Source organism: Variovorax sp. OV700 (genome assembly GCF_900099805.1).
GTDB lineage: Bacteria > Pseudomonadota > Gammaproteobacteria > Burkholderiales > Burkholderiaceae_C > Variovorax.
The window spans coordinates 484,027-505,335 of the sequence record NZ_FNDR01000002.1; the positions used below are offsets into that span (position 1 = coordinate 484,027).

The window sequence follows — 21,309 nt, forward strand, 5'->3', positions numbered from 1 at the left end:
TAAATACAGCACGCGCGGTGAGCGCAACTGCCTTTCGTCGGATTCACCGGTCTTTCTGGATCGGGAAGTCGGTCATGGCGGCGTCTCGCACGTAGACGTTGACGCGCCGCGATGGGGAACCGGCACTGCTCCAGGGCAGGGGCAGGTTGTCCTGGACCAGCTCGATCTGGTGGCTGCCGGCGGCCACGGAGGGGAAGCTGTAGCGGCCCTGGGCGTCGGTGCGGGCCACGTAGCCGCGGTCGAGCACCACCGTCACGCCCGGAACGCCGCCTTCGCTGGCCTCGCGCAGTCCGTTGTTGTTCTGGTCGAAGAAGACATAGCCCTCGAGCTTGCCCGCGCCGGCGCCCGGGAGGCCGCCGATCGGTGCGCTGGCCACGCCCGCGCGGCTCTCGTAGCGAAGCGCCACCATGAACGAGCGGTTGGAGGGAAGCACGCGCACGGCCTGCTGCATGGCCGTCGTCAGTGCGGACACCACGGCCGGGTTGAGCGACTCCTGCCCGCGTGAGGCGGCGTACTGGGCGATGAACGACCAGCCCAGGCCCAGCGGCCAGCTCAGGCGCGCGTTGGCGCTCAAGAAGCGCGAATCGGTGTCGCCGATGCCGTTGCTGCCGCGCAGGCTCAGGTCGAGCCGGGCGCCAGCGGCCAGCGGCGTGCTGCCGAGCACGCCCCAGTGCACGGTGCGCGAATCGACCCCGGCCTGGCGCGATTGCTCGTAGGCCAGCGAGGTCGAGAGCGTCTGGTCCTCGCTGACCGCCCAGGCGTGGTCGACGCCGGTGCGCAGCACGCGCAGGTCGGTGCCGTGCGCAACGTCGGTGCGCCACTGGCTGTAGCCCCAGTCGGACTTGTGTTCCCAGGTGAGCTGCGCCGACTGGGCGGCATAACTGCCGGTGCGGGCGGCCACGTTGCCGGAGATCGAGTCGCGCGAATCGAAGCGAAAGCGGCCGAAGAGGTTGCCGTACAGCGAGCGGCGCTGCAGCCCGCTCACGCTGTCGCTCACCTCGATGTTGCCGCCCAGTTGCCATTGGCGGGAGGAGACGTCGCCGCGCCACGAGGCACCCCGCAGGTCGCTGGGCAGCGAGTCGCCGCCCCAGCGCAGCGAGGGCTGAAAATAGAACACTGATGCGCTCTGCTGCATCAGCTCCGTGCGCCAGGTCGCATCGACCCAGCCGCCGGTGGCCGAATCGCGCGCTGCGCGTGACGAGGCGTCGGAGGGCTGCCCGTTGCTGTGCGCCAGGTTGGCCTGCACGCGCAGGCCGCCCACGCGTTCGCCAACACCGCCATAGCCTTTGCCGACCGACTCGGCCCAGGGGGCCTGGCCTTGCCAGGAGACGGCGCTCCACACCGAGCGGGTGTCCTGGGCAAAGCCGGACACGCCGTTGGCGTTGAAATTGCGCGTTTCCACCAACTGGACCGCCGCATCGGTGCGGCCCAGCGCGTAGGGCCCGTCGCTGCCGCTCAGTTGGGTCTGGGCCCCGGCGCCCGCCGCGGTGCCCCGCCCGGACGTGAAGCCCTGAGACGAAATGCCGTCGAAATAGCCCAGCCGGCCAGCCGACGCATTCAATATGGTCCGCCCCGGCTGCTCGATGCTGAGCGACGCGCCCTCGATCGGCAGGCTGGGCAGGTAGACCCGGCCGACACCGCGTGCGAGCGGCGTGCTCGCCATGTTGATGTTGCCGATGCTGTTGTTGCCAAACCAGCCGCCGTTGAAAGGCATGGCGCGCTGGTCGATGCGCCAGGTGCTGCCGCTGAGGTAGGTGTATGGCACCTGCGTGACCGGCGTGCCGGTGGTGCCATAGAGCGCAATGCCGCTGACCGGCACGGAATTTCGGTTCAGGTTCAGGTTGGCGGAAAGCGTGCCGTAGTCGGGCGTGTCGAGGTAGCCCGAGAACAGCAGCGAATCGTTGCGTGAGCGCGCGGACCCACTTTGCTGGGTGGACTGGCCCTCGATGGTCCAGCCGCGCGGCCAGCCGCTGCCCTGGACCTGGGGCTCATCGATCGGCGCGGCCTGCGGACTGTCGTCGAGCACGCGGTCGATGTATTGCGCCGCTTCGGGCTGCGCCCATGCGGATGTGCCGCCCAGCACCTGCCCCGCGCCGCACAACCCGAGGGCGCCGTAACGGAGCCAGCGCCTCATGGGGCGAAGCGTTGATTGATCGGCAGCGAGCCGCTCTTGCCCCACTCCAGCTTGCCGGCGATGGTGATCGGGAAACGCACTGCGACGGTGGTTTCGGTGTCGCCGGGCTTGTTGGCCGCGAGCGCGATGTCGCGCGTTTCGCCGGGCATGATGGGCGTGGTGCCGGCCTGTAGCTCGAGTGCCGTTCCGCCCGCATCGGTGCCCGAGAGAAAGCCGGCCAGGCGGCCATGGGCGGTGCCCGTGTTGCGGATCTTGAGCATGGGCGTGGGACGCCCGTCGATCGTCTGCACCGAACTGCCCACGAGCTCCAGCACCGGCGCCACGTTGCCCACGGCCACATAGACGATGACGCCGATGCGCGCGCCCAGCGCCACCGGAACGCCCGGGGCCGTCGCGGGTTGCTGGCCTTCGATCAACACCGCAAAGCGGCATTCGGTCGGCGGCGCGTCGGCCGGCGGCGTCACCTCGAAGCGAAAGCGGTAGGGGCGTCCGGACGTGATGCTGAGCTCGCGGCGCTCGATGGCCACCCAGGGCCGGCAGCTGCCCGGCACCAACTCGTCGCTGAAATCGACCGAGGCATCCGGGCGGAAGGTCCAGTCGGCTGTCTTGAGCTTGTAGGCGCCGGTCGGCGTGTCGCGGTGCGTGAGTTCGATCACCTCGCGCACGCGCTCGCCGGGCTTGGTCGACAGCTCGAAGCGCGGCGGCGACACGGCAAGGGAAAACTGTGCCTGCGCCGTCGTACCCATCGCCAGGGCCCCAAGCAGAAAAACGGCCGCGCAGCGGCCACGGAAAAGAATTGCGGCTCGGCGCATCACGGGGATACCTCGATCTCGAAAAAGAATTGCAGGGACTGCGCGTGTTCGACCTTGCGGCCATCAGCCGTGAGATCGATCACGATGCTTTCCTGCAGGAAAGAGTCGCGCACCACGCCTTCGAACACCAGCGTGCGGCCGCCCCCGCGGACCGTGCCCGGAAGCAGGCGGCCCTGCGTGCGCCACGTGGCGACCAGCTGTTCGCCGTCGGTCGGCGCCAGCGACAGGTAGATGCGCGCGGGCCGGTTGAGCCATTGCGACAGGTTGAGCCGCAGCGACACGGGCACGCGGCCCTCCACCGTGTGGTCGCCCGCGCGGCCGGGTGCCAGCTGGCGCCAGCGCATCTGCGTAACCGGTTGGCTTGCAAAGGTGCCGGTGTCGTCGATGCGGAAGGTGGCGGCAGCGGCGGGGAACACTGCCCCCAGCGCCAGCAGGCCGGCCAGCATGGCAAGCGTGCGTTGGACTCTCATGGGGCCGTGAGCGTGAAGGTCGCCGTGCCGGTGAAGGTGCCGGCTGGGACGATCTCTGAATTGAGGTAGCGAAAGGCGAGACAGCTCTCGAACCACGTGTTGCGGCTGACGGTCAGCAAGTCTTGCGAGCCGCCGACGAAAGTGCCGCTCGGGATGGTCGCGGTGGCGTCACCGATGCCCGAAGAGGTCCATGCAATCCTGCTGAACGGAATCGTGTCGCCGTTGCCGTTGATCAGGGCGGCCGGCGTAGTGACCGTCAATATGGCTTCGTTGCCTCCGCTCCCCACCCCGGGCCGGCGGAAGAATCCGCCCACATACACCTGCCCGGTGGTGGCGGGCGATGTGCAGAAAGCAAGCCCATCCCAGGGACTGGCCGTGACCGTACTGTCCGTCGTCATGAGCTGTGCTGCGCCCGTGCCCAGCTGGGCCGCCGGAACCGTGACCGATGCGCTGTTGACCGTCGAGTTGTTGCCTGGCGTGCCGCCGCTGTTGAAGGAGGCGCCCGTCATGGTGCCCACACCTACCTGCAGAAACAGCGCGCGCTGCCCGGCCGTGATGCCGACCGTGAAGCCGTGCGCGTTGGGCAGCCAGGCGCCGCACACCAAGGCGAGCCCCAGCAGGGCGCGTTGGGCGCGGGACAGCGGGAATGACGAAGATTTCATGCCGCTCGTTCTCGACAAACCGTGAAGGCGGGAACAGCCCGCCTTCGGTCGTCGTGTGTCGAAAGCTGCGCGTATCGGAAGGTCGTGCTGGCGCTCAGGGGGCGGTCGCGGTGTAGGTCACGCGGCCGTTGTTCCCCGTCGTGTCGCCGTAGGTGCCGGCCGGCATCACGGACGTGTTGGCATAGGCGAAGGTCCAGCTGCCTTCGCGGCGAACGAGGCCGCCCGATGCGGTCAGCGTGGTGGCCGTTGCCGACGCACCGCCGGTAGCGCCGTTGTTGAACGGCGGATGGGCGATGGCCGCGTTGGTGTAGCCGGTCGTGGTCGCCGACAATGCGCCGGCCGTCACGGTAATGTCGGTCCACGGCACGGTCGGGTCGCCGCTCACGCCGTTGCTGAGCTGGCCCGTGGTCGCATTGGTCAGGGTGACGTTGCCGCTGTTGCCGAGCACGCGAACCGTGACGGCGCCGGCGGAGAGGTCGCCGCCCGTGCCTGCCACCGCAGTGCTGTTACCGATATCGCTTGCGGGCACGGTGAAGGTGAGCTTATCCACCGTCGTGTTGTCCGCCATGCTGGTGCCCGTGCCAACCTGCAGGAAGAGCACCTTCGGAACGACGATCTTGAAGTCGAGCTTGGCGCTGGCGGCCGGCGTGGTCGAGCCAGAGGCCGTCACGAAATTGGATTCGGCCTGGCTGGCGAAGGGAGCCAGGGTGGCGGCCGCTGCGGCGATCAGAAGAAGTTTTTTCATGAAAATGAATGCTTTTGGGCTAGGTGGAGGCGGAAGGGAGACCGCAGTGTAACGAGAAAAATACATTTGTGTGAGTTATTAAGTTCTCATTTTCAAATGTAATGTTTCTAAAGGTGAACTTCGGTAATAAGTCACAGAGATCGGGGGTCTCCGGCCGTCGCGCGACTGCAACATCCTTCGCCAAGCGGCGCCGGAGCTCCCCTCGACACGCCTGTAAATTTCTCTTTCCTCCGCTGAATCCTTTGCACCACGCGCGGCCCTCCATGCAGGGGTCAACATCATTTGGAGAGCTGCAACGTGTTTCATCTCAAACGCAACATCCCGGCCTGGGAACGCGCGATCCGCCTGTGTCTGGGCGTCATCGCCGCGTTGGGCGCGTTCTACTATCTGCCGCCCGGAGTGCTCCGGGCGCTGGGCGTCGCCACAGCGGGCATGCTTGGCGCCACGGCCGTGGTCGGGTTCTGCCCTGCCTGCGCAATGCTCGGCCGCAGGGCCGTCGGGCCGCTGAAATGATTCGCGCGTCCGCGCCGCTGATCGAGGCTGCCTGTGCGGGGGATGAACGGGCGCTGTCGCAGCTGCTGCGCACATGCCAGCCCGATCTCAAGCGTTTTGCACGCCGCACCTGCGCCAACAGCGAGGACGCCGAAGACGCCGTGCAGGTGGCGCTGTGGCAGCTGCACCGGAAGATCGGCACGCTCGGGACCGTGGCCGCCTTTGCCACCTGGCTGTTTCGGATCATCGAGCGCGAGTGCTACCGGATCTTCAGGCGCAGCGCGGCAAAGGGCCGGCTGTCGGAGCCGCTGGCCGACGAACTGGCGGCACCGAGGATTCCGACCGACCTTCGCCTGGACCTGACGAAAGCGATTGCCGCGCTCCCGGAAGCCTATCGCGTTGCGCTGATCCTGCGAGACGTCGAGGAGCTGACCGCCCCCGAGGTCGCGCAAAGCCTGGGGCTGAGCGTGGAGGCGGTGAAAAGCCGGCTGCATCGCGCCCGGGCCATGGTGCGCGCCAGCCTGATGAACGGCGGCTACTGGAACCAGGATGGCGGGCCCGATACCGCTTGAAGCGCATCGTCCGGGCGGACCGTTGGCTTACCATCCCGCGATGCTCGCTTCGCACTCCCCCGCAGATCATTTCGGAGTGCACGCGTCCTGATGCGGCCCCAAGGTCCCGTCGCGAGGCTGCTTTGGCGCGTGCTGGCGCTGGTGTTTGTCGCCCTCGGCCTGCTCGGCGCCTTTCTTCCCGTTCTGCCGACGGTGCCCTTTCTGCTCGCGGCCGCCTGGGCGGCAGGCCACGGCTGGCCTGCATTGGAGCGCTGGCTTCTCGAACACCCCCGCTACGGCGAGTACATCCGGCGATGGCAGGAAAGAGGCGCGGTGCCACGCCGCGCGAAGTGGGCCGCGACCGTGATGATGACCTTCAGCGCGCTGGTGCTGCTTGCCACCGGCGCACCCATCGCCGTGAAGATCGGCGCGCCGCTCTTCATGGCGGCCGTCGCGATCTGGCTATGGCGTCGGCCCGAGCAGTGATTTCTCCGGCTGGGTCAGGAGTTGCAGCAGCGTGTTGGCGACCACGACGGTCGCCTTGTGCAGTTCATCGAGCGGCACGCGCTCGTCGGCGCGATGGCCGTTGGCTTCGAGCAGCGACGCGGGACCGGCGCCGTACATCACGGTCGGAATGCCGGCTTCGCTGTAAAGCCGTGCATCGGTGTAGAGCGGCACGCCGATCGGCGTGACCGGCTTGCCCATCACGGCGCTGGCTTCGCGGCACATCAGCTCCGCGAAGGCCTGTGCGCCGGGGGCGGGCGCGAACGGCCGGGCCAGCAGGATCTGCCGGATCTCGACGGAGATGCGGGGCAGGCTGCTGCAGGCTTGCTCGATAACCTGGCGCAGTTCGGCCTCGACGTCCTCGGGCACTTCTTCGGGCACGATGCGGCGGTCGATCCGCAGGCTCAGCGCGTCGGCCACCACGTTGGTGTTGATGCCGCCTTCGATCAGGCCGACGACCATCGTCGGATGCGTGATGCCAGGCGTTTGCGAGGGCCGCTGCGCCAACTGGTCGCGATAGCGGTAGAGCGCCGGCAGCAAGGTCGCCGAAGCCTCGATCGCGTCGACGCCGGTGTCGGGCCTCGCCGCATGTGCGGACTTGCCGCGCAGCGTCACTTCCAGATGCAGGCAGCCGTTGTGCGCCACCACCACGTGATGCGAGAACGCGGCCGATATCACGTAGTCCGGCCGGCTCAGGCCCTGCGAAAGAATCCATGCGGGGCCGGTCATGCCGCCGGTTTCCTCGTCGTAGGTCAAGTGCAGCTCGACCGTGCCGGCCAGCGGCGCGCCCGACGACTGCAACTGCCTGAGCGCACGCATCGCGAAAGCATAGGTCGTGAAATCCGACTTCGAGACCGCGGCGCCGCGGCCGTACAGCCAGCCGTCGCGCACCTCGCCGCCATAGGGCGAACCGCTCCAGCCTGAACCGGGCGGCACCACGTCGCCATGTGCATTGAGTGCAATCACCGGCCCGTCGCCGAAGCGCTCGCGCACGATCAGGTTGGTCACGCTGCGCATGCCGTGCTGCTCTGCAAACGCGGCCGGCACCGGATGGCGTTCGACCTTCAGGTCCATGGCCTCGAGCAGCCGGGCCGTGAGTTCGGCGTGCGGGGCGCAGTCGCCGGGCGGGTTGTCGGAGGGGCATTGCACCAGCCGCGCGAGGGTTTGGACCTGATGGTCGAAATGGGTGTCGATGAATTGGCGCAGCGTGTCGCGCGAGGTTGAAAGGTCTGTCATGGCGTCAAAGAAAGCGGTCGATGTGGAAAGGAGTGATGTCGATGTCGGTGCGGCCGCGCACGATCAGGTCGGCCACCAGGTGAGCGGTGATGGGTGCCAGCGTGTAGCCGTTGGAGGTCACGGCGTTGTAGAAGCCGGGCAGGCCGGATACGCCGCCGATGATCGGCGCGCCGTCGATGTTGACGTTCATGCCGGCCCAGCAGCGCACCATGTGCAGCCCGCTCACGGCCGGCAGCACCTGGCGCGCGACCCAGAGGCTTCCTTCGATGCTGTCGCGCTCGGCGCGGTTCAGTCGCATGCCCTCGTGAAAGGCGGCCGTCCAGCCGCCGCCGATGAGCAGGCCGCCGGTGGCCGCCTGCTTGAGGCTCAGGTGGCGGTCGGCATGCGCGACCAGGTGATTGATCAGCGGCGGCGCCGGCTCGGTCACGATCATCTGCAGCGGCGCGCCCTTGACGGGAATCCTGATGCCGAGCATGTCGCCGACCGTGCTCGACCAGGCGCCGCTGGCGTTCACCACGCGGCCTGCGTGGATGGTGCCGCGCGAGGTGTGAACGACGAAGCCGGCGCCGCTGCCAGGCCGGCGTTCGATGCGCATCACGTCGCAGCCGCGCAGAAAGCGCGCGCCCTGCTGCTGCGCGCGCGAGGCCACCGCATAGGTCGCGCGCAGGGGGTTGATCTTGCCTTCCATCGGGCACAGGTCGGCGCCCAGCAGTTTTCCGGACAGCGCGGGTGCGAGCCGGCGCAGTTCAGCGCCGTCGATGACTTGCGCGTCGATGCCATGGCTGCGTTCGAGTGCGGCCTTGGCCTCGAGGAAGCGCATGCCGGCCTCGCTGTCGGCCACCATCAGCCCGCCCGTGATCTTGATCTCGAGGTCTTCTTCGCTGCAGTCGGCCTGGATCTCCTGCCAGAGCCGCACCGACATCGGGCCGAGGGGCAGGGTGGCCGCGGCCGGGCCGCCACCTTGCTGCGCCTTGGCGCCGAAGTCGAAAGACAGCAGCTGGACATGCAGGCTTCCCGCGTTGGCGCCCGAGGCCTGCAGATTGATGTCGTCGCGGTCGACCACCGTCACGTCCTGGCCGGCCTTCGCCAGGTAGTACCCCAGGCAGGAACCGAGCACGCCGGCGCCGATCACCAGCACGTCGGTGCGGAGGATGTGAAAGGGCGCGCGCTCCACAGGGCGTGCGAGGTTCGGCGTGATCGCCGGCTTGTGGCCGCCCCATTCGGGCTTCTCGAAGCCGAGCGCGCCCGCGGGCACCGGCCTGGCCGGCGGCCGCGGCGCGAAGTACTGCTCGACCGCGGTCGGGCGTCCGGTCATCTCGCCGATCAACCGGGCCGCGGTGACCGCGCAATAGCGGCCCTGGCAGCGGCCCATGCCGAGCCGGGTGTTGCGCTTCAGCGCGGCCAGCGTGTCGCGGCCGGCCCGGATCTGCTCGCGCACCGAACCGAAGCTGATCTCTTCGCAGCGGCACAGCAGCGTGTCGTCGCTGACCGTGGCCAGCGCCACGGGCGGCGCCCGGTAGAGCGACCACAGCGCCTGCTGGAAGCGCTCGGCGCGGCGCAACCGGTCCCCGGCACCGGACGGTTCGGAGGCGGTCAGGCCGATGTTGCGTGCCGCCGCCGTGCCCGCCAGCGTGCCGCGCGCCAATGCGACGCGCGAGCCGCCCATGTCGGCACCGTCGCCGACCACGAACACACCGGGCAGGCTGGTGGCGCCGTCGGTGCCCGTCACGGTCGCGAGGTAGCCCAGGTGTCGGTCGGCCAGGCGGTGTTCGCAGCCGAGCATGCGCGCCAGCTCGGTCGAGGGGATGAAGCCGTAGCCCAGGCACAGCGTGTCGGCCTCGAAGCGCAGCGCCGGGGAAGGCGTGGCACGGCCGTGGGCGTCGAGCCGCGCCGCCTGCACCGCCTGCAGCTCGGCCGCGCCTTCGGCGCCGACCACTGCATGGCCCCACAGCAGCGGGACCTTGTGGGCGCGCAGTTGTTGTAGGTAGCCCCAGCCCTGGCGCAGCAGATCGGGCGCGGTGCGGGCGGCGGCGAGCAGCTGGCGCCAGTCGCGCGCGGACGGGCGGGCCGCCGATTCGAGCACTGCGACGACCTGGGCGCCGCCGGCGAGCAGTTCCGCAGCCAGCTGCAGATTGAGCGGTCCGTTGCCGGCGATCACCACGCGCTGTCCCGGCGCGACGCGGTAGGCCCGCGCCAGGGTCTGTGCGGCGCCGGTGGTCATCACGCCCGGCAGCGTCCAGCCCGGGAAGGGCACCGGCCGCTCGTAGGCACCCGGCGCGATCACCAGCTGCCGGCATCGGATGTGGGTGGCCTGCCCGTCGATCAGCGCGCTGACGTCGTGCGGCGAAAACGCGGCCCAGACCTGCGCGTCCTGCCGGATCGTGACGCCGGCGGCGAGCACTTCGCGCTCCAGCGCCAGGCCGTCCGCAAACTGCCGGTCCGGCGGCGCCGCGGCCTGGTGCGACGGTGCCAGCGGCTTGAAGAACTGGCCGCCGGACTGCAGCCGCTCGTCGAGCACCAGCACGCCGGCGCCCGCGCGCCGGGCCGCAAGTGCCGCCGAGAGGCCGGCCGGGCCGGCGCCGATCACCAGCACGTCGACCTCGCGCTCCAGCGGCCGGGCCCCCGCGTCGGGTGCCAGCGGCGTCAATGGATCCGCAGGCGTCCCCGCCGGCATGGTCGAGCGGATCTGCTGGCCGTCGGCGGCCTTCGTCAGGCAGGCGCGCTGGCTGGCCCGGCCGTCGATCGTCACGAGGCAGTCGAAGCAGGCGCCCATGCCGCAATACAGGCCGCGGCGTCCGCCGCCCCGTGTGTGCCGCATCTGCCGGAGATGGCTCGCCGCGAGGGCGGCAGCCACCGTTTCGCCTTCGAGTCCGTCCACGGGCTGGCCGTCGTACCAGAAGCGGATCGGGCGTCCGCCGGCAGCGATGGAGGAATGGGTCAGTCGGGCGCTCATTGAAACAGGTGCGAAGCAAAAAACCACTTGGACATGGTCTAATGTATACGTATACTGAACGTATACAAATACTTCGTCGCCCCAATTTTTCAACAAGGACTGGAATGACAGCGTTCCGAGGCACCTATACGGTGCTCATCACCCCCATGACCGCCGACGGAAAGCAGGTGGACGTTCCGGCCCTGAAGAGGCTCGTCAACTGGCAGATCGAAGAGGGGATCCACGGGCTGATTCCCCTGGGCAGCACTGGCGAATTCCTGTCGTTGACGGCCGAGGAGCGGCAGCTGGTGATCGAGATCTGTGTGCAGACGGCAGCAAAACGCGTGCCCGTGCTGATCGGCACCGGCGCCGAGTGGACCGACGAGTGCGTGCGGCTGAGCCGCGAGGCGGAGAGCATGGGCGCCGACGGCGTCATGATCATTCCGCCGTTCTACAGCACGCCCACCGACGACGAACTGTTCGCGCACTACCGCAAGGTTGGCGAGGCGATCGGCGTGCCGATCATGGTTTACAACAACCCGGCCACGGCGAACGTCGATCTCAAGCCGGAACTGGTGGCGCGGCTCTCGCGCATCGACAACTGCAGGTACATCAAGGAATCGACGCTCGAGGTGACGCGCGTGCGCGACATCATCGAGCTGTGCGGCGACCGCATGACGGTGTTCGCGGGCATCCTGGGCTACGAGTCGTTCTGGCTGGGCGCGCAGGGCTGGGTCGCGGTCTGCTCGAACCTGATTCCGAAGATGTCGGCGCGGCTGTTCGAGCTGGTCGCCGACGAGCAGGACATGCCCGCGGCCCTCGCCCTCTACAAGGAAATGCTGCCAATCGTGCGCTGGGTCGGCGGCCATCGCTATGTCGCGGCCTCCAAGCACGGACTCGGAATGATGGGCCTGCCGGTCGGCCAGCCGCGCGCGCCGCGCCTGCCGCTGCCCGAAGCCGACGCCATCGACCTGCGGCGCGAGCTCGACCGCCTCGGCCTGCTCGGTTCGATCAAGGCCTGAGCGCCCGTCCTTTCCTTCAATCCCCCATCTCGCGCCTCGCTCCATCTCCACCAGGAAATCACCATGAAACTGCTTCCCGCTCTCACGTCGGCCACGGTTCTTTTCATCCTCGGCATGGGCATCGCGAACGCCCAGGCCTGCAAGTCGCCAGTGCCCGACTCGGCGCTGATCAAGAAGGGCACCCTGATCATGTCGGTCAATCCGACCTTGCCGCCGATGCAGTTCGTCGACCAGACCGGCGCCCTCAAGGGCATGCGGGTGGAACTCGGCGAAGCGATTGCCAAGCGCCTGTGCCTGACGCCCGAATATGTGCGCATCGAGTTCTCAGCCATGATTCCCGGCCTGCAGGCGGGCCGCTGGGATGTGATCAACACCGGCATCTTCTACACCGACGAGCGTGCCAAGTTGATGCAGATGCTGCCTTACGAGGACCAGGCGATCAGCATCAGCACCGCGCGCGGCAACCCCCTCAAGATCAGCAAGCCAGAGGACCTGTCGGGCAAGAGCATCGGCGTCGAGCTCGGCGGATTCGAGGAGCGCAAGGCGCGCGAGCTCGACAAGCAGCTGACCGACAAGGGCATGAAGGGCATGACCATCCGGACCTTCGAAAACTTCGCGATGGCCTTCCAGGCGCTGCGCGCGGGGCAGGTGGAGGTGGCGCTGTCGATCGACTCCACCGGTGCCGAGTACCAGAAGCGCGGCGATTTCGATCGTGTGCTGAGCGGCCTGTTCCCGACCCCGGTGGCGCTGGCCGCGAAAAACAAGGACCTGTCGGTTGCGATGGCCAAGGCGCTCAACGACATGAAGGCCGACGGCAGCTTCCAGAAGCTGTTCGACCAATACGGCGTCAAGGCGATCGACGGTGCCGTCGTCGTCAAGGGCCCCGCCAGCTGAGCGCACCGCACCACCACTGAGTTCGAGAGGGAAAGTCCATGGGACAAGGCTGGAGCTGGTCGGGGTTTGCCGACTACCTGTTCAATCCGTACATCCTGAACGGCGCGCTCACCACGCTCTGGCTCACCCTCGCGTCGATCGCGGGCGGCCTGGTCGTTGGATGTGCGCTGGCCCTGGCCCGCCTGTCGCGCCACCGCTGGCTGGTGGCACCGGCGCATTTCTACATCTGGGTCTTCCGCGGCACGCCGCTCCTGGTGCAGTTGATCATCATCTTTACCGGGCTGCCGCAGCTCGGGCTCAAGATGTCGGTGATCGAGTCGGCGCTGCTCGGGCTGATCCTCAACGAGGCCGCCTACCTCGCGGAGGTGGTGCGCGGCGGCATCCAGTCGGTGCCGGTGGGCCAGACCAACGCGGCGCGCGCCATGGGCTTCAGCAGTGCGCAGAGCATGCGCTACATCGTGATGCCGCAGGCGATGCGGCTGATCATCCCGACGCTTGGCAACAGCATCAACGGACTGCTCAAGACCACCTCGATCACCTCGGTGATCTCGATGGAAGAACTGCTGCGCCGCACGCAGGTGCTGATCCAGGAGAAATTCATGGTGCTCGAGCTGTTCATCGTCGCCGCCATCTACTACCTGCTGATGACCACGGCGTGGGATTTCATCCAGCGCCGCATCGAGCGCCACTACGGCCGCGCCTACCGCAACGGCACGACCACCGCCGACGCGCCGGTGGTGGCCGATGCCGTGCTCGAACAACGTTGACCGGGACCCGACGATGAGCTCCTACGACCTGATTCTTCGCAATGCCGACATCGCCACCGTGGGCGACCGCTACCGCGCCGACATCGGTGTGCGCGACGGGCGCATCAGCGCCATCGCCCATCGACTGGACGGCAGTGCCGCGCGAGAGATCGACGCGGCCGGCCGGCTGGTGACGCCCGGCGGCGTCGACGGCCACTGCCACTTCGACCAGCCGACCGGCGACGGCTCGCGCTTCTCGGACGACTTCTTCACCGGCACGCGCTCGGCGGCCTGCGGCGGCACCACCACGGTACTGCCGTTCGCCGCGCAGCAGAAGGGGCGCAGCATGCAGGAAGCTGTCGACGACTATCACCGGCGCGCCGATGGCAAGGCGGTGATCGACTATGCGTTTCATCTGATCGTCGCGGACGCGACCAAGGACGTGACACAGCGCGAGCTGCCGGCATTGATCGAGAAGGGCTACACCTCGTTCAAGATCTACATGACCTACGACGATCTGAAGCTCGACGACCGGCAGATCATCGAGGTGCTCGCGGTGGCGCGCAGGCACGGCGCGATGACCATGATCCATGCCGAGAACAGCGACTGCATCGCCTGGCTCACCGAGCAGTTGCTCGATGCCGGGCTGACGGCGCCGCGCTATCACGGGAGCTCGCGGCCGATGGCGGTGGAGCGCGAAGCCACGCACCGCGCGATTGCGCTGGCCGAGCTGATCGATACACCGATCCTGATCGTCCACGTCTCGGGCCGCGAGGCGGTCGAGCAGATTCACTGGGCGCGCGGGCGCGGGTTGCCGATCCATGCCGAGACCTGCCCGCAGTACCTTTTCCTGAGCGCGGAAGACCTGGGCGTGAACCCCGACGATCCGATGCACGGCGCACGCTGCATCTGCAGCCCGCCGCCGCGCGACAAGGCCAACCAGCAGTTCATCTGGAATGCTCTTTCGAGCGGCCTTTTCACGATCTTCTCTTCCGACCATGCGCCCTTCAACATCCATGGCAGCGACGGCAAGCGCGTCGCCGGTGAGGATGCGTCCTTCGACCGCATTCCCAACGGCATTCCAGGTGTCGAAACCCGGCTTCCGCTGCTGATGAGCGAAGGCGTGCTGACGGGGCGCATCGACGTGCACCGTTTCGTTGAACTCACGTCCACCAACCCGGCACGGCTCTACGGGCTGTATCCGAAAAAGGGCACGATCGCGGTCGGCAGCGATGCGGACCTGGTGGTGTGGGACACGTTCGAAGAGGGCCACGAAAAAGTCATCCGCAACGACATGCTCCACCATGCGGCCGACTACACGCCCTACGAGGGCATGAAGATGCGGGCCTGGCCTGGAATCACGCTTTCGAGGGGACGGGTGGTATGGGAAAATGGCGTGTTCTCGGCGGAAGCAGGTGCGGGACAGTTCCAGCCCTGCCTGCGCCCGCGCGCACCCAACGCCGAGAATCCGCTCGCCAAATGGCTGTGAAGCTTTCAGCTCCGTTGCGGCTGGCCTTCCAGGCGTTTCCCCACCTTTCGTGGCAATCAACTTCTCCCGCATGCCAAGCCTTCCCAGCCCGGCTCAGCCAGCCACAATCACCATCGCGCCGCTCGAAGTCCGCTCCGCGAGCCTGGCCGAGCAGGCCTATGCGAGCCTGCGCACGCTGATCCTCGATCGCAAGATTTCGGCGGGCAGTCCGCTGCAGGAAGGGCGCCTGGCGGACGAGCTGCGGATCTCGCGCACGCCGATGCGTGAAGCGCTCGTCCGGCTTGCCGGCGAAGGGTTGCTCGTACGACGCGACGCGCGTTCATACGCGGTGCGCGCGCTGGGCACCAAGGAGTACTTCGACTGCATGCGGGCGCGCGAGATCATCGAGTGCGAGGCCATCGCGTTGGCGGTCGACAAGATCACCGAAGCGCAGCTCGATGAACTGGACGCCGATCTAAAGACCCTCGACGCCGGGGTGCATGACGAGATCGAGCACTGGCACTTCGACGACCGATTCCATCAACTCATTTCATCGGCCAGCGGCAATGTGGTGCTGCCGCGCCTGGTCGAGGAACTGCGCGTGAACGCACGGCTGTTCCGGCTGCACAGCCCGCTGCACCGCCAGCGTGAAAACCATGAAGAGCACGGCGAGATCATCTCGGCATTGCGCGCGAGGGATGCCGAACGGGCGCGCGCGGCGATGCGCGCGCATCTGCGCAGTCTGCAGGAAGACGTCAAGCGCGCACTTGTCGACTGATGCCTGTGCAGTACCGCCGGCTGGCCCTTAGATGACTTCGGCCGGGCCCGTGAGCACGCGCTGATACTTGCCCATCGCCTCGGGCTCGATGCCGAGCCAGCGCGCCACCTGGTCGAGCTTGGCGCCCCGGCGCAGCTGGCGCAGCGCGAAGGTGTGGCGCAGCAGGAACGACCCGCCACCGGCGGCGTCGATGCCCGCGTCTTCGAGCACCTGTTTGGCGGCCACATACTGCGCTTCCTTGCTCCAGGGCTTGCCGGTGCGCGTGGCCGGGAACAGGAAGTCGCCCGCGATCGTCGTCTCGGCGCGCACTTTCAGCCAATGCTGGAGCAGCTCGCCTGCCCAAGGAGCGATGGGTGCCTCGCGCGCCGGCGAGTTGCCGTTGCCCGGAACCGCAACTTTCCACGGACGTTCGCGCCGGCCGGCGATCTGCGATGTCGGCGCGTCGAGCCGCAGCACGCGGACGTCGCCGGGCGTGAGCCCTGCGCCCAGCTGCAAGGCGACAGCCACCCGATTGCGCAGTGCCTGCCAGCTGAGCGCGGCCTGGCCGTGCCGGTCGCCGGGCCGGGGCCGGGCGCTGGAAAGAAAGGTGATGAGATGCCGGGCCTCGGAGACTGACAGAAATTCCGGCAGAGGATCCGCTCGCGCCGAATCCGCATAGCGAACCTCCGGCTGGGTCGCGATCCATTCCGAGGCCGCGGCGTTGGCGGGCGTGCCGTGGGCCTCTGCGTGGTGGCGCAGCACCCGGTCGATGAGCCGAAGCAAGCGCAGCGCATAACGAGGAGACAGCGACAGGTCGTCGCTTTTCATGCCGAAACGCGCCTGCTGGAACGCCGACAGGTCGCCCATGTCCAGCGACGCCAGCGTCACGGCGGGCGACTGGCCAAGGCACCAGGCCGTGAAACTGCCCCACATGTCCCGGTAGACCGCGATCGAAGAGGGCTGCCGCAAGGCCCCGTTTTCCTGCTGCGCCGCGAGCCAGCGGTCGAAAGCGGCCTGATGCGATTCGCCGGAGGGCTCGGGGAAGAGGGGAAGTGACGACATAAAAATACGCTAACGGCGGGGCTTGATGTTTGAGGACAGGGGATGAGGCGGAGCTTCGGACATTTGTGGTCGTCGCTAATATCCTTGCCGTTAGTGTATTTACTTCGAGGGGCAAGGGCATCATGCCGAACAAAGGCGCCCCGCGCCCCTCTTCAGCCAATGCTGCCCAGCAGCAACGCCTGCAACACGAATCGCCTGTTGTCCGCAGGCGATGTCCGCTCGTCGAGCCGATCGGCAAGCGTCGCCGTGGGATGGGCCCCGCAGGCGATGCCGTCATAGACGGGAATGGCAGCCTCCCGACCGATCTGCCGCACGAGTTCCGGCGCCATCCCCTGGCACTCCACCGCGTCGTAGAAACGGCTCAGGATCCGCGCCGTGTGCCGGACCTCACCGGGGCTGCCCAGGCTGGAGAGGGCGGGGCGAATGGTTGCGACATGCGCACCCAGTTCGTGCGCCGCGCGTTGGAACAGCGCCCGGCTTTCGCTGCCTTCGCTTCCTTCGTCACAAAAGATCCCGAGATTCCTCCCCTTGAGCTGCAGCGGAAAGGCGGCGCGCAACCACGCCGCCTGGAGGAGACGGGCACGCCCGAGCAGGGCCACCTCGTCCTCGGGCAACAAGGTCTGGAAGGCCGACGAATTATGGATTTCGAAGGGAAAGCGCATGAACTCCCTTGTGTGACCCTGGAAGGCTAGCCCCGGCAGGCCGGCCGCTCTTGATGCAGATCAAGGCGGCGCGCGGGCGGACGCTGTTACCCACCGGACACAAGCCATTCACCCAGCGTTACCGACTGACTCCGAGTGTTGTCACTGTGTTGCCGCGCGCTTCCTAGCATCCCTCCATCGACCCGCGACATACACATCCTCAGGAGCTCTTCACATGTACAACCCCGCCCTTACCGAAACCGCCGCACCGGCGATGACCGGCTTTCTCGCAGCGCGTGCGTTGCCGCCGGAAGGCATGGCGGTTCATGAGCGGGCCTGCCAGAAGCTGGTGGAAACGCAGAAGCTCCTGCAGGAGCGCCTGGCCCCCCAACGCCGCGTGGTGCATGCCGGCGACGTGATCTACCAGTCCGGCGAGCGCTTCGGCAACCTGTACATCCTGAACTCGGGTTTGTTCAAGATCGTGAACCTGTCCGCGGACGGCCGCGAGCAGGTGGTGGGCCTCAAATTCCGCGGCGACTGGCTCGGCTTCGACGGCATCGCCGGCGGGCACTACTCGTGCGACGCCGTGGCCATGGACACGGGCGAGGTCTGGGTGGTCTCGTACGAATCGCTGCTTGCCGCCTGCCTGGTCGAGCCCACGTTGCTGCAGGTGTTCCACACCGCAATGAGCCGCGAGATCGCCCATGACCGCGATTCGCTGATGTCGGTGTGCACACTGCCGGCCGATGCGCGGGTGGCGGACTTCCTGCGTTACTGGGCCGAGTCGCTCGCCGAGCGCGGCATGCGCACCGACCAGATCACGCTGCGCATGACGCGCGCCGAGATCGGCAACTACCTGGGCATGACGCTGGAAAGCGTGAGCCGGGCGCTGTCGCGGCTCGCACGCGACAAGGTCATCGAATTTGTGGAGAAGGGCCGACGCGACGTGCAGATTCCCGACGTGGGCGCCTTGTCGGCCTTCGTGCAGCGCTGCCTGGCGCCGGCGCCCGCGATGCTGCAGTGACCGCCGCTACGGCTTTTCCGCGCCAGGGGCGCGTGCCGCGCGCTTGATGGCCTGGGCTGATTGGTCAGCCGCATCCGCCGCCGCGCGCGCCGCATTGCGCATGGCCTCGGCGGCCTTGTCCAGCGCTTCGCGCGTGGCATGGGCTGCTTTTTCCGCTTCTTCCTTGCTGGCCTGCGCGGAGCGCTTGACCGACTCATCGGCCCGATCGAGCGCCTCCCTTGCGGCGACAGAGGCCCTCCTGCTTTCTTCCTCGACGGCACGCGCAGCTTCCCGGGTGCTGTCGATGGCCCTCGTGGACGAGGCACTCGCCTTCTCCTGGAAACGGTTGGCGGCCTCGGCCGCTTTGCGCGCGGCGCGGCGAATACCTTCCGCCAGGGCTTGCGAGATCTTGCCGGCGTCCGCCTTGCCTTTCTCTGCCGCTGCTTCGGCGGCATCGACCGCTTTCTTCCCGGCGTTGGCTGCGTCCTGCGAAGCCTTTCCAGCCGCCTTCACCGTGCTGCGGGCCGCTTGCGAGGGCGGGCTCAGCTGCCCAGGCACCATGTTGCTGTCGGCGGCAAACGCGGTAGCGCCAACGACAAGTGCGAGTGGAACGAGCAGGTCGCGAAATGTTGTGGAGCGCATGGAATCCTCCAGTTGAAGATGGGATGGAATCAATCAACGCAACACACACGGCACCCGTTCACGGACCCCGCCCAAAAGCGGCCATGGATTCACTGCAGGAACGCGGCGCGCGCAGCATTGCACGGAATCAATTCGTGCGGCGGGAAGGGTCGCTGCGATGGGCAGATCCCCCGCGTCCATTCGCCTTCGGACGGTTCCCTCGCTGGTGTTTCGTTTCCTTGTGCCCCTCGAGCCATTCGAAAACGCCCATGCCGGCCAGCATCGCGATGACGAAGACCAGCGCCTTGGCTTGCCCCATGCCCACTGCCACCAATGCCGGCCCCGGACAGAAGCCCGCGATGCCCCAGCCGATGCCGAACACGATGCTGCCAACGATGAGGCGCCTATCGATCGACCGCAGGCTGGGCAGCCGCATGGCCGCGCCAAGCAAGGAGCGCGTACGCCTCCTTGCCACTGCGAACGCAACGGCTCCGACGGCGATCGCACCGGCCATCACGAAAGCAAGCGATGGATCCCATCGCCCACCAACATCCAGGAAGCCCAGCACCTTGGCGGGATTGGCCATGCCGGAAACGATCAGGCCCAGGCCGAACACCAGGCCCGCGAGAAATGAAGTGAAGAAGGCCATGGCGGTGTTCCTCAGAGGCGCAGCAGATGGCGCATCAGGAACACGGTCAGGAACCCGGCCCCCATGAAGACCGCGGTTGCCGCCACGGAGCGCGGCGACAGGCGCGACAGGCCGCAGACGCCGTGGCCGCTCGTGCATCCCGCCGCGTAGCGCGTACCCACGCCGACCAGAAGACCAGCCACGACGAGCGTGCCATAGCCGGCCTCGATCTGCGGCTTCGGCCAGTCCGTAAAAAGCGTGTAGACCATCGGCGCGCCGACAAGGCCGGCAATGAACGCCACGCGCCACGCCACGTCGCCGCTGACGAGCCGAAGCAGTCCGCCGACGATGCCGCTGATGCCGGCGATGCGGCCGTTGAGCAGCAGAAACATCGCAGTGGCCGCGCCGACGAGCACGCCGCCCGCCAGCGCCGTCCATGGGGTGAATGCAATCCAGTCGATGGTCATCGTTCTTCCTTCGGGCAGTAGATGCGGTAGAGCAGGGCCAGGATCTCGAGCAGCGCCGGATCGGCCACGGCGTAGAAGATGTTCTTGCCTTGTCGGCGTGTGGTGACCACGCCCTCATTGCGCAGCACGCCCAGCTGTTGCGACAGCGTCGGCTGGCGAATGTCGAGTTGCGCTTCGAGTTCGCTCACGCACATCTCTCCCTGCGAAAGCTGGCACAGCAGCAGCATGCGATCCTCGTTGGCCAGGACCTTCATCACGCCGACCGCACGCGAGGCGGCGCCGCGCAGCACCTCGGCATCGAACACGGGGTGCGGGGATTTCATGGTTCGCACAGCAGGCATGAGTCGGTCGTCCATTTCATCGGCGTTGACAACAATATACCAATATATAGAATATTTATCGATAGATCAATTGATAGACCCGCGAGGCAGCCATGAACACACCCGCCAACGTCCAGGCTTTCTTCGACCCCAGGACCGGAACGGTCTCCTACCTCGCATGGGACCCGGCCACGTTGCGGGCTGCCGTCATCGATCCGGTGCTCGACTACGACTTCAAGTCGGGCCACACCGGTAGCGCCTGCGCCGACCGGGTACTGGCGTGCGTCGCCGAACACGGGCTGCAGGTCGACTGGATCCTGGAGACCCATGCGCATGCCGATCACCTTTCGGCGGCCGGCTACCTTCAGGCGCAGGTCGGTGGGCGCATTGCCATCGGCGAGAACATCCGCACGGTGCAGGCCACCTTCAAGAAGCTCTACAACCTGGAGCGCAGCTTCCTGCCCGACGGCAGCCAGTTCGACCATCTCTTCAAGGATGGCGAGACCTTCCGCATCGGCGAGATCGAGGCCACCGCCATCCTCGTGCCGGGGCACACGCCCGCCGACATGGCCTATCTGATCGGCAGCGCGGCCTTCGTCGGCGACACGCTCTTCATGCCGGACCTCGGCAGCGCGCGGGCCGACTTCCCCGGGGGCGACGCGCACCAGCTGTATGCATCGATGCGGCGGCTGCTCGAGCTGCCACCCGAGACGCCGATGTATGTCTGCCACGACTACCCGCCCGCATCGCGGATGGCGCAGTGGCAGACCACGGTCGCGGAGCAGCGCGCGCGCAACATCCACGTGCGCGACGGCATCGCCGAGGATGAGTTCGTCGCCATGCGCCGCGCGCGCGACGCCACACTGGATGTACCGACGCTCATCCTGCCGTCGATCCAGGTCAACGTGCGCGCCGGCCGGCTGCCTCCCCCGGATGACAACGGCGTGTGCTACCTGCGCATTCCGCTGAATGCGCTGCCGGTTCGCCGCACTGACGGCGGGTGAGCCCAAGGGCGCGACGGCATCGCTCTCTTCGACACCGCTACTTCAACGATGGATGGCCGGTGGACGAATTGGCGCTGGCGGGCTGCAAAAAAATCTGCCGATCGAGCTTGTCCCTGTAACCCTTGCCGCGCAACTTGC

Annotated in this window: 23 protein-coding genes; 10 read left to right on the forward strand and 13 right to left on the reverse strand. The window is 67.4% G+C overall.

The window, feature by feature from the left end; translation table 11 throughout:
- Positions 1–43: 43 nt before the first annotated feature.
- From BLR24_RS05965 to BLR24_RS05980, 5 genes are all read right to left on the reverse strand, one after another.
- Positions 44–2,134 carry an SdrD B-like domain-containing protein gene (locus tag BLR24_RS05965; RefSeq protein ID WP_139188725.1) on the reverse strand — a complete coding sequence of 697 codons (2,091 nt, stop codon included), beginning with the start codon at positions 2,132–2,134 and terminating at the stop codon, positions 44–46.
- Positions 2,131–2,946: a hypothetical protein gene (locus BLR24_RS30305; RefSeq protein WP_139188726.1), complete on the reverse strand. Its 816-nt coding sequence runs from the start codon at positions 2,944–2,946 to the stop codon at positions 2,131–2,133. Before BLR24_RS30305 ends, BLR24_RS05965 begins: the two co-directional genes overlap by 4 nt.
- Positions 2,946–3,416, reverse strand: a complete 471-nt coding sequence (locus tag BLR24_RS05970) for a hypothetical protein (RefSeq protein ID WP_093014077.1) — start codon at positions 3,414–3,416, stop codon at positions 2,946–2,948. Before BLR24_RS05970 ends, BLR24_RS30305 begins: the two co-directional genes overlap by 1 nt.
- Entirely contained in the window at positions 3,413–4,078 is a 666-nt protein-coding gene (locus BLR24_RS05975; protein ID WP_093014080.1) for a hypothetical protein, read from the reverse strand. The genes BLR24_RS05970 and BLR24_RS05975 overlap by 4 nt, the downstream gene beginning before the upstream one ends.
- A 94-nt stretch (positions 4,079–4,172) precedes the next feature.
- Positions 4,173–4,823 (reverse strand): hypothetical protein, encoded by a 651-nt coding sequence (locus BLR24_RS05980; RefSeq protein WP_093014083.1) that lies wholly within the window; start codon positions 4,821–4,823, stop codon positions 4,173–4,175.
- Between the two features lie 297 nt (positions 4,824–5,120).
- Here BLR24_RS05980 and BLR24_RS05985 point away from each other — a divergent pair, with 297 nt between their 5' ends.
- The 3 genes from BLR24_RS05985 (at position 5,121) to BLR24_RS05995 (ending at position 6,352) form a co-directional block, all read left to right on the forward strand.
- Positions 5,121–5,336 carry a YgaP family membrane protein gene (locus tag BLR24_RS05985; RefSeq protein WP_093014770.1) on the forward strand — a complete coding sequence of 72 codons (216 nt, stop codon included), beginning with the start codon at positions 5,121–5,123 and terminating at the stop codon, positions 5,334–5,336.
- Positions 5,333–5,887, forward strand: a complete 555-nt coding sequence (locus BLR24_RS05990; protein WP_093014086.1) for an RNA polymerase sigma factor — start codon at positions 5,333–5,335, stop codon at positions 5,885–5,887. Before BLR24_RS05985 ends, BLR24_RS05990 begins: the two co-directional genes overlap by 4 nt.
- Positions 5,888–5,977: 90 nt before the next feature.
- Entirely contained in the window at positions 5,978–6,352 is a 375-nt protein-coding gene (locus BLR24_RS05995) for a YbaN family protein (protein WP_093014089.1), read from the forward strand.
- On the opposite strand, the gene BLR24_RS06000 is transcribed toward BLR24_RS05995, so the two are convergent.
- Positions 6,329–7,606, reverse strand: a complete 1,278-nt coding sequence (locus BLR24_RS06000; protein WP_093014092.1) for a M20/M25/M40 family metallo-hydrolase — start codon at positions 7,604–7,606, stop codon at positions 6,329–6,331. The genes BLR24_RS05995 and BLR24_RS06000 overlap by 24 nt on opposite strands.
- 4 nt (positions 7,607–7,610) lie before the next feature.
- Positions 7,611–10,559, reverse strand: a complete 2,949-nt coding sequence (locus BLR24_RS06005) for an FAD-dependent oxidoreductase (protein ID WP_093014095.1) — start codon at positions 10,557–10,559, stop codon at positions 7,611–7,613.
- Between the two features lie 104 nt (positions 10,560–10,663).
- Here BLR24_RS06005 and BLR24_RS06010 point away from each other — a divergent pair, with 104 nt between their 5' ends.
- The 5 genes from BLR24_RS06010 to BLR24_RS06030 all read left to right on the forward strand — a co-directional run bounded on the left by BLR24_RS06010 (position 10,664) and on the right by BLR24_RS06030 (position 15,446).
- A complete protein-coding gene (locus tag BLR24_RS06010) occupies positions 10,664–11,560 on the forward strand; it encodes a dihydrodipicolinate synthase family protein (RefSeq protein ID WP_093014098.1) in 897 nt (298 codons plus the stop codon).
- A 63-nt stretch (positions 11,561–11,623) separates the two neighbouring features.
- The gene (locus BLR24_RS06015) at positions 11,624–12,454 is read left to right on the forward strand and encodes an ABC transporter substrate-binding protein (protein ID WP_093014101.1); all 831 of its coding nucleotides are present in this window, start codon (positions 11,624–11,626) and stop codon (positions 12,452–12,454) included.
- A gap of 38 nt (positions 12,455–12,492) precedes the next feature.
- Entirely contained in the window at positions 12,493–13,221 is a 729-nt protein-coding gene (locus BLR24_RS06020) for an amino acid ABC transporter permease (protein WP_093014104.1), read from the forward strand.
- A 13-nt stretch (positions 13,222–13,234) separates the two neighbouring features.
- Positions 13,235–14,689: a dihydropyrimidinase gene (gene hydA, locus BLR24_RS06025; protein WP_093014107.1), complete on the forward strand. Its 1,455-nt coding sequence runs from the start codon at positions 13,235–13,237 to the stop codon at positions 14,687–14,689.
- 70 nt (positions 14,690–14,759) lie between these two features.
- The gene (locus BLR24_RS06030; protein WP_093014109.1) at positions 14,760–15,446 is read left to right on the forward strand and encodes a GntR family transcriptional regulator; all 687 of its coding nucleotides are present in this window, start codon (positions 14,760–14,762) and stop codon (positions 15,444–15,446) included.
- Between the two features lie 27 nt (positions 15,447–15,473).
- Here BLR24_RS06030 and BLR24_RS06035 read toward each other — a convergent pair whose 3' ends face one another.
- Together BLR24_RS06035 and BLR24_RS06040 are read right to left on the reverse strand one after the other, a co-directional pair.
- Entirely contained in the window at positions 15,474–16,487 is a 1,014-nt protein-coding gene (locus tag BLR24_RS06035; protein ID WP_093014112.1) for a tyrosine-type recombinase/integrase, read from the reverse strand.
- A gap of 152 nt (positions 16,488–16,639) precedes the next feature.
- Positions 16,640–17,149 carry a Rossmann-fold NAD(P)-binding domain-containing protein gene (locus tag BLR24_RS06040; RefSeq protein WP_093014114.1) on the reverse strand — a complete coding sequence of 170 codons (510 nt, stop codon included), beginning with the start codon at positions 17,147–17,149 and terminating at the stop codon, positions 16,640–16,642.
- Between the two features lie 214 nt (positions 17,150–17,363).
- Here BLR24_RS06040 and BLR24_RS06045 point away from each other — a divergent pair, with 214 nt between their 5' ends.
- Entirely contained in the window at positions 17,364–18,152 is a 789-nt protein-coding gene (locus BLR24_RS06045; protein WP_093014117.1) for a Crp/Fnr family transcriptional regulator, read from the forward strand.
- 6 nt (positions 18,153–18,158) lie between these two features.
- Here BLR24_RS06045 and BLR24_RS06050 read toward each other — a convergent pair whose 3' ends face one another.
- The 4 genes from BLR24_RS06050 to BLR24_RS06065 form a co-directional block, all read right to left on the reverse strand.
- Positions 18,159–18,773, reverse strand: a complete 615-nt coding sequence (locus tag BLR24_RS06050; RefSeq protein WP_093014120.1) for a hypothetical protein — start codon at positions 18,771–18,773, stop codon at positions 18,159–18,161.
- Between the two features lie 127 nt (positions 18,774–18,900).
- Positions 18,901–19,401 (reverse strand): YeeE/YedE family protein, encoded by a 501-nt coding sequence (locus BLR24_RS06055; protein WP_139188727.1) that lies wholly within the window; start codon positions 19,399–19,401, stop codon positions 18,901–18,903.
- A gap of 11 nt (positions 19,402–19,412) precedes the next feature.
- Positions 19,413–19,847 carry a YeeE/YedE family protein gene (locus tag BLR24_RS06060; RefSeq protein ID WP_093014123.1) on the reverse strand — a complete coding sequence of 145 codons (435 nt, stop codon included), beginning with the start codon at positions 19,845–19,847 and terminating at the stop codon, positions 19,413–19,415.
- Positions 19,844–20,170, reverse strand: coding sequence for an ArsR/SmtB family transcription factor (locus BLR24_RS06065; RefSeq protein ID WP_093014772.1), 327 nt, complete (start codon positions 20,168–20,170; stop codon positions 19,844–19,846). The genes BLR24_RS06060 and BLR24_RS06065 overlap by 4 nt, the downstream gene beginning before the upstream one ends.
- 110 nt (positions 20,171–20,280) lie before the next feature.
- On the opposite strand from BLR24_RS06065, the gene BLR24_RS06070 reads away from it, so the two are divergent.
- A complete protein-coding gene (locus BLR24_RS06070) occupies positions 20,281–21,171 on the forward strand; it encodes an MBL fold metallo-hydrolase (RefSeq protein WP_093014126.1) in 891 nt (296 codons plus the stop codon).
- Positions 21,172–21,309 lie beyond the last annotated feature (138 nt).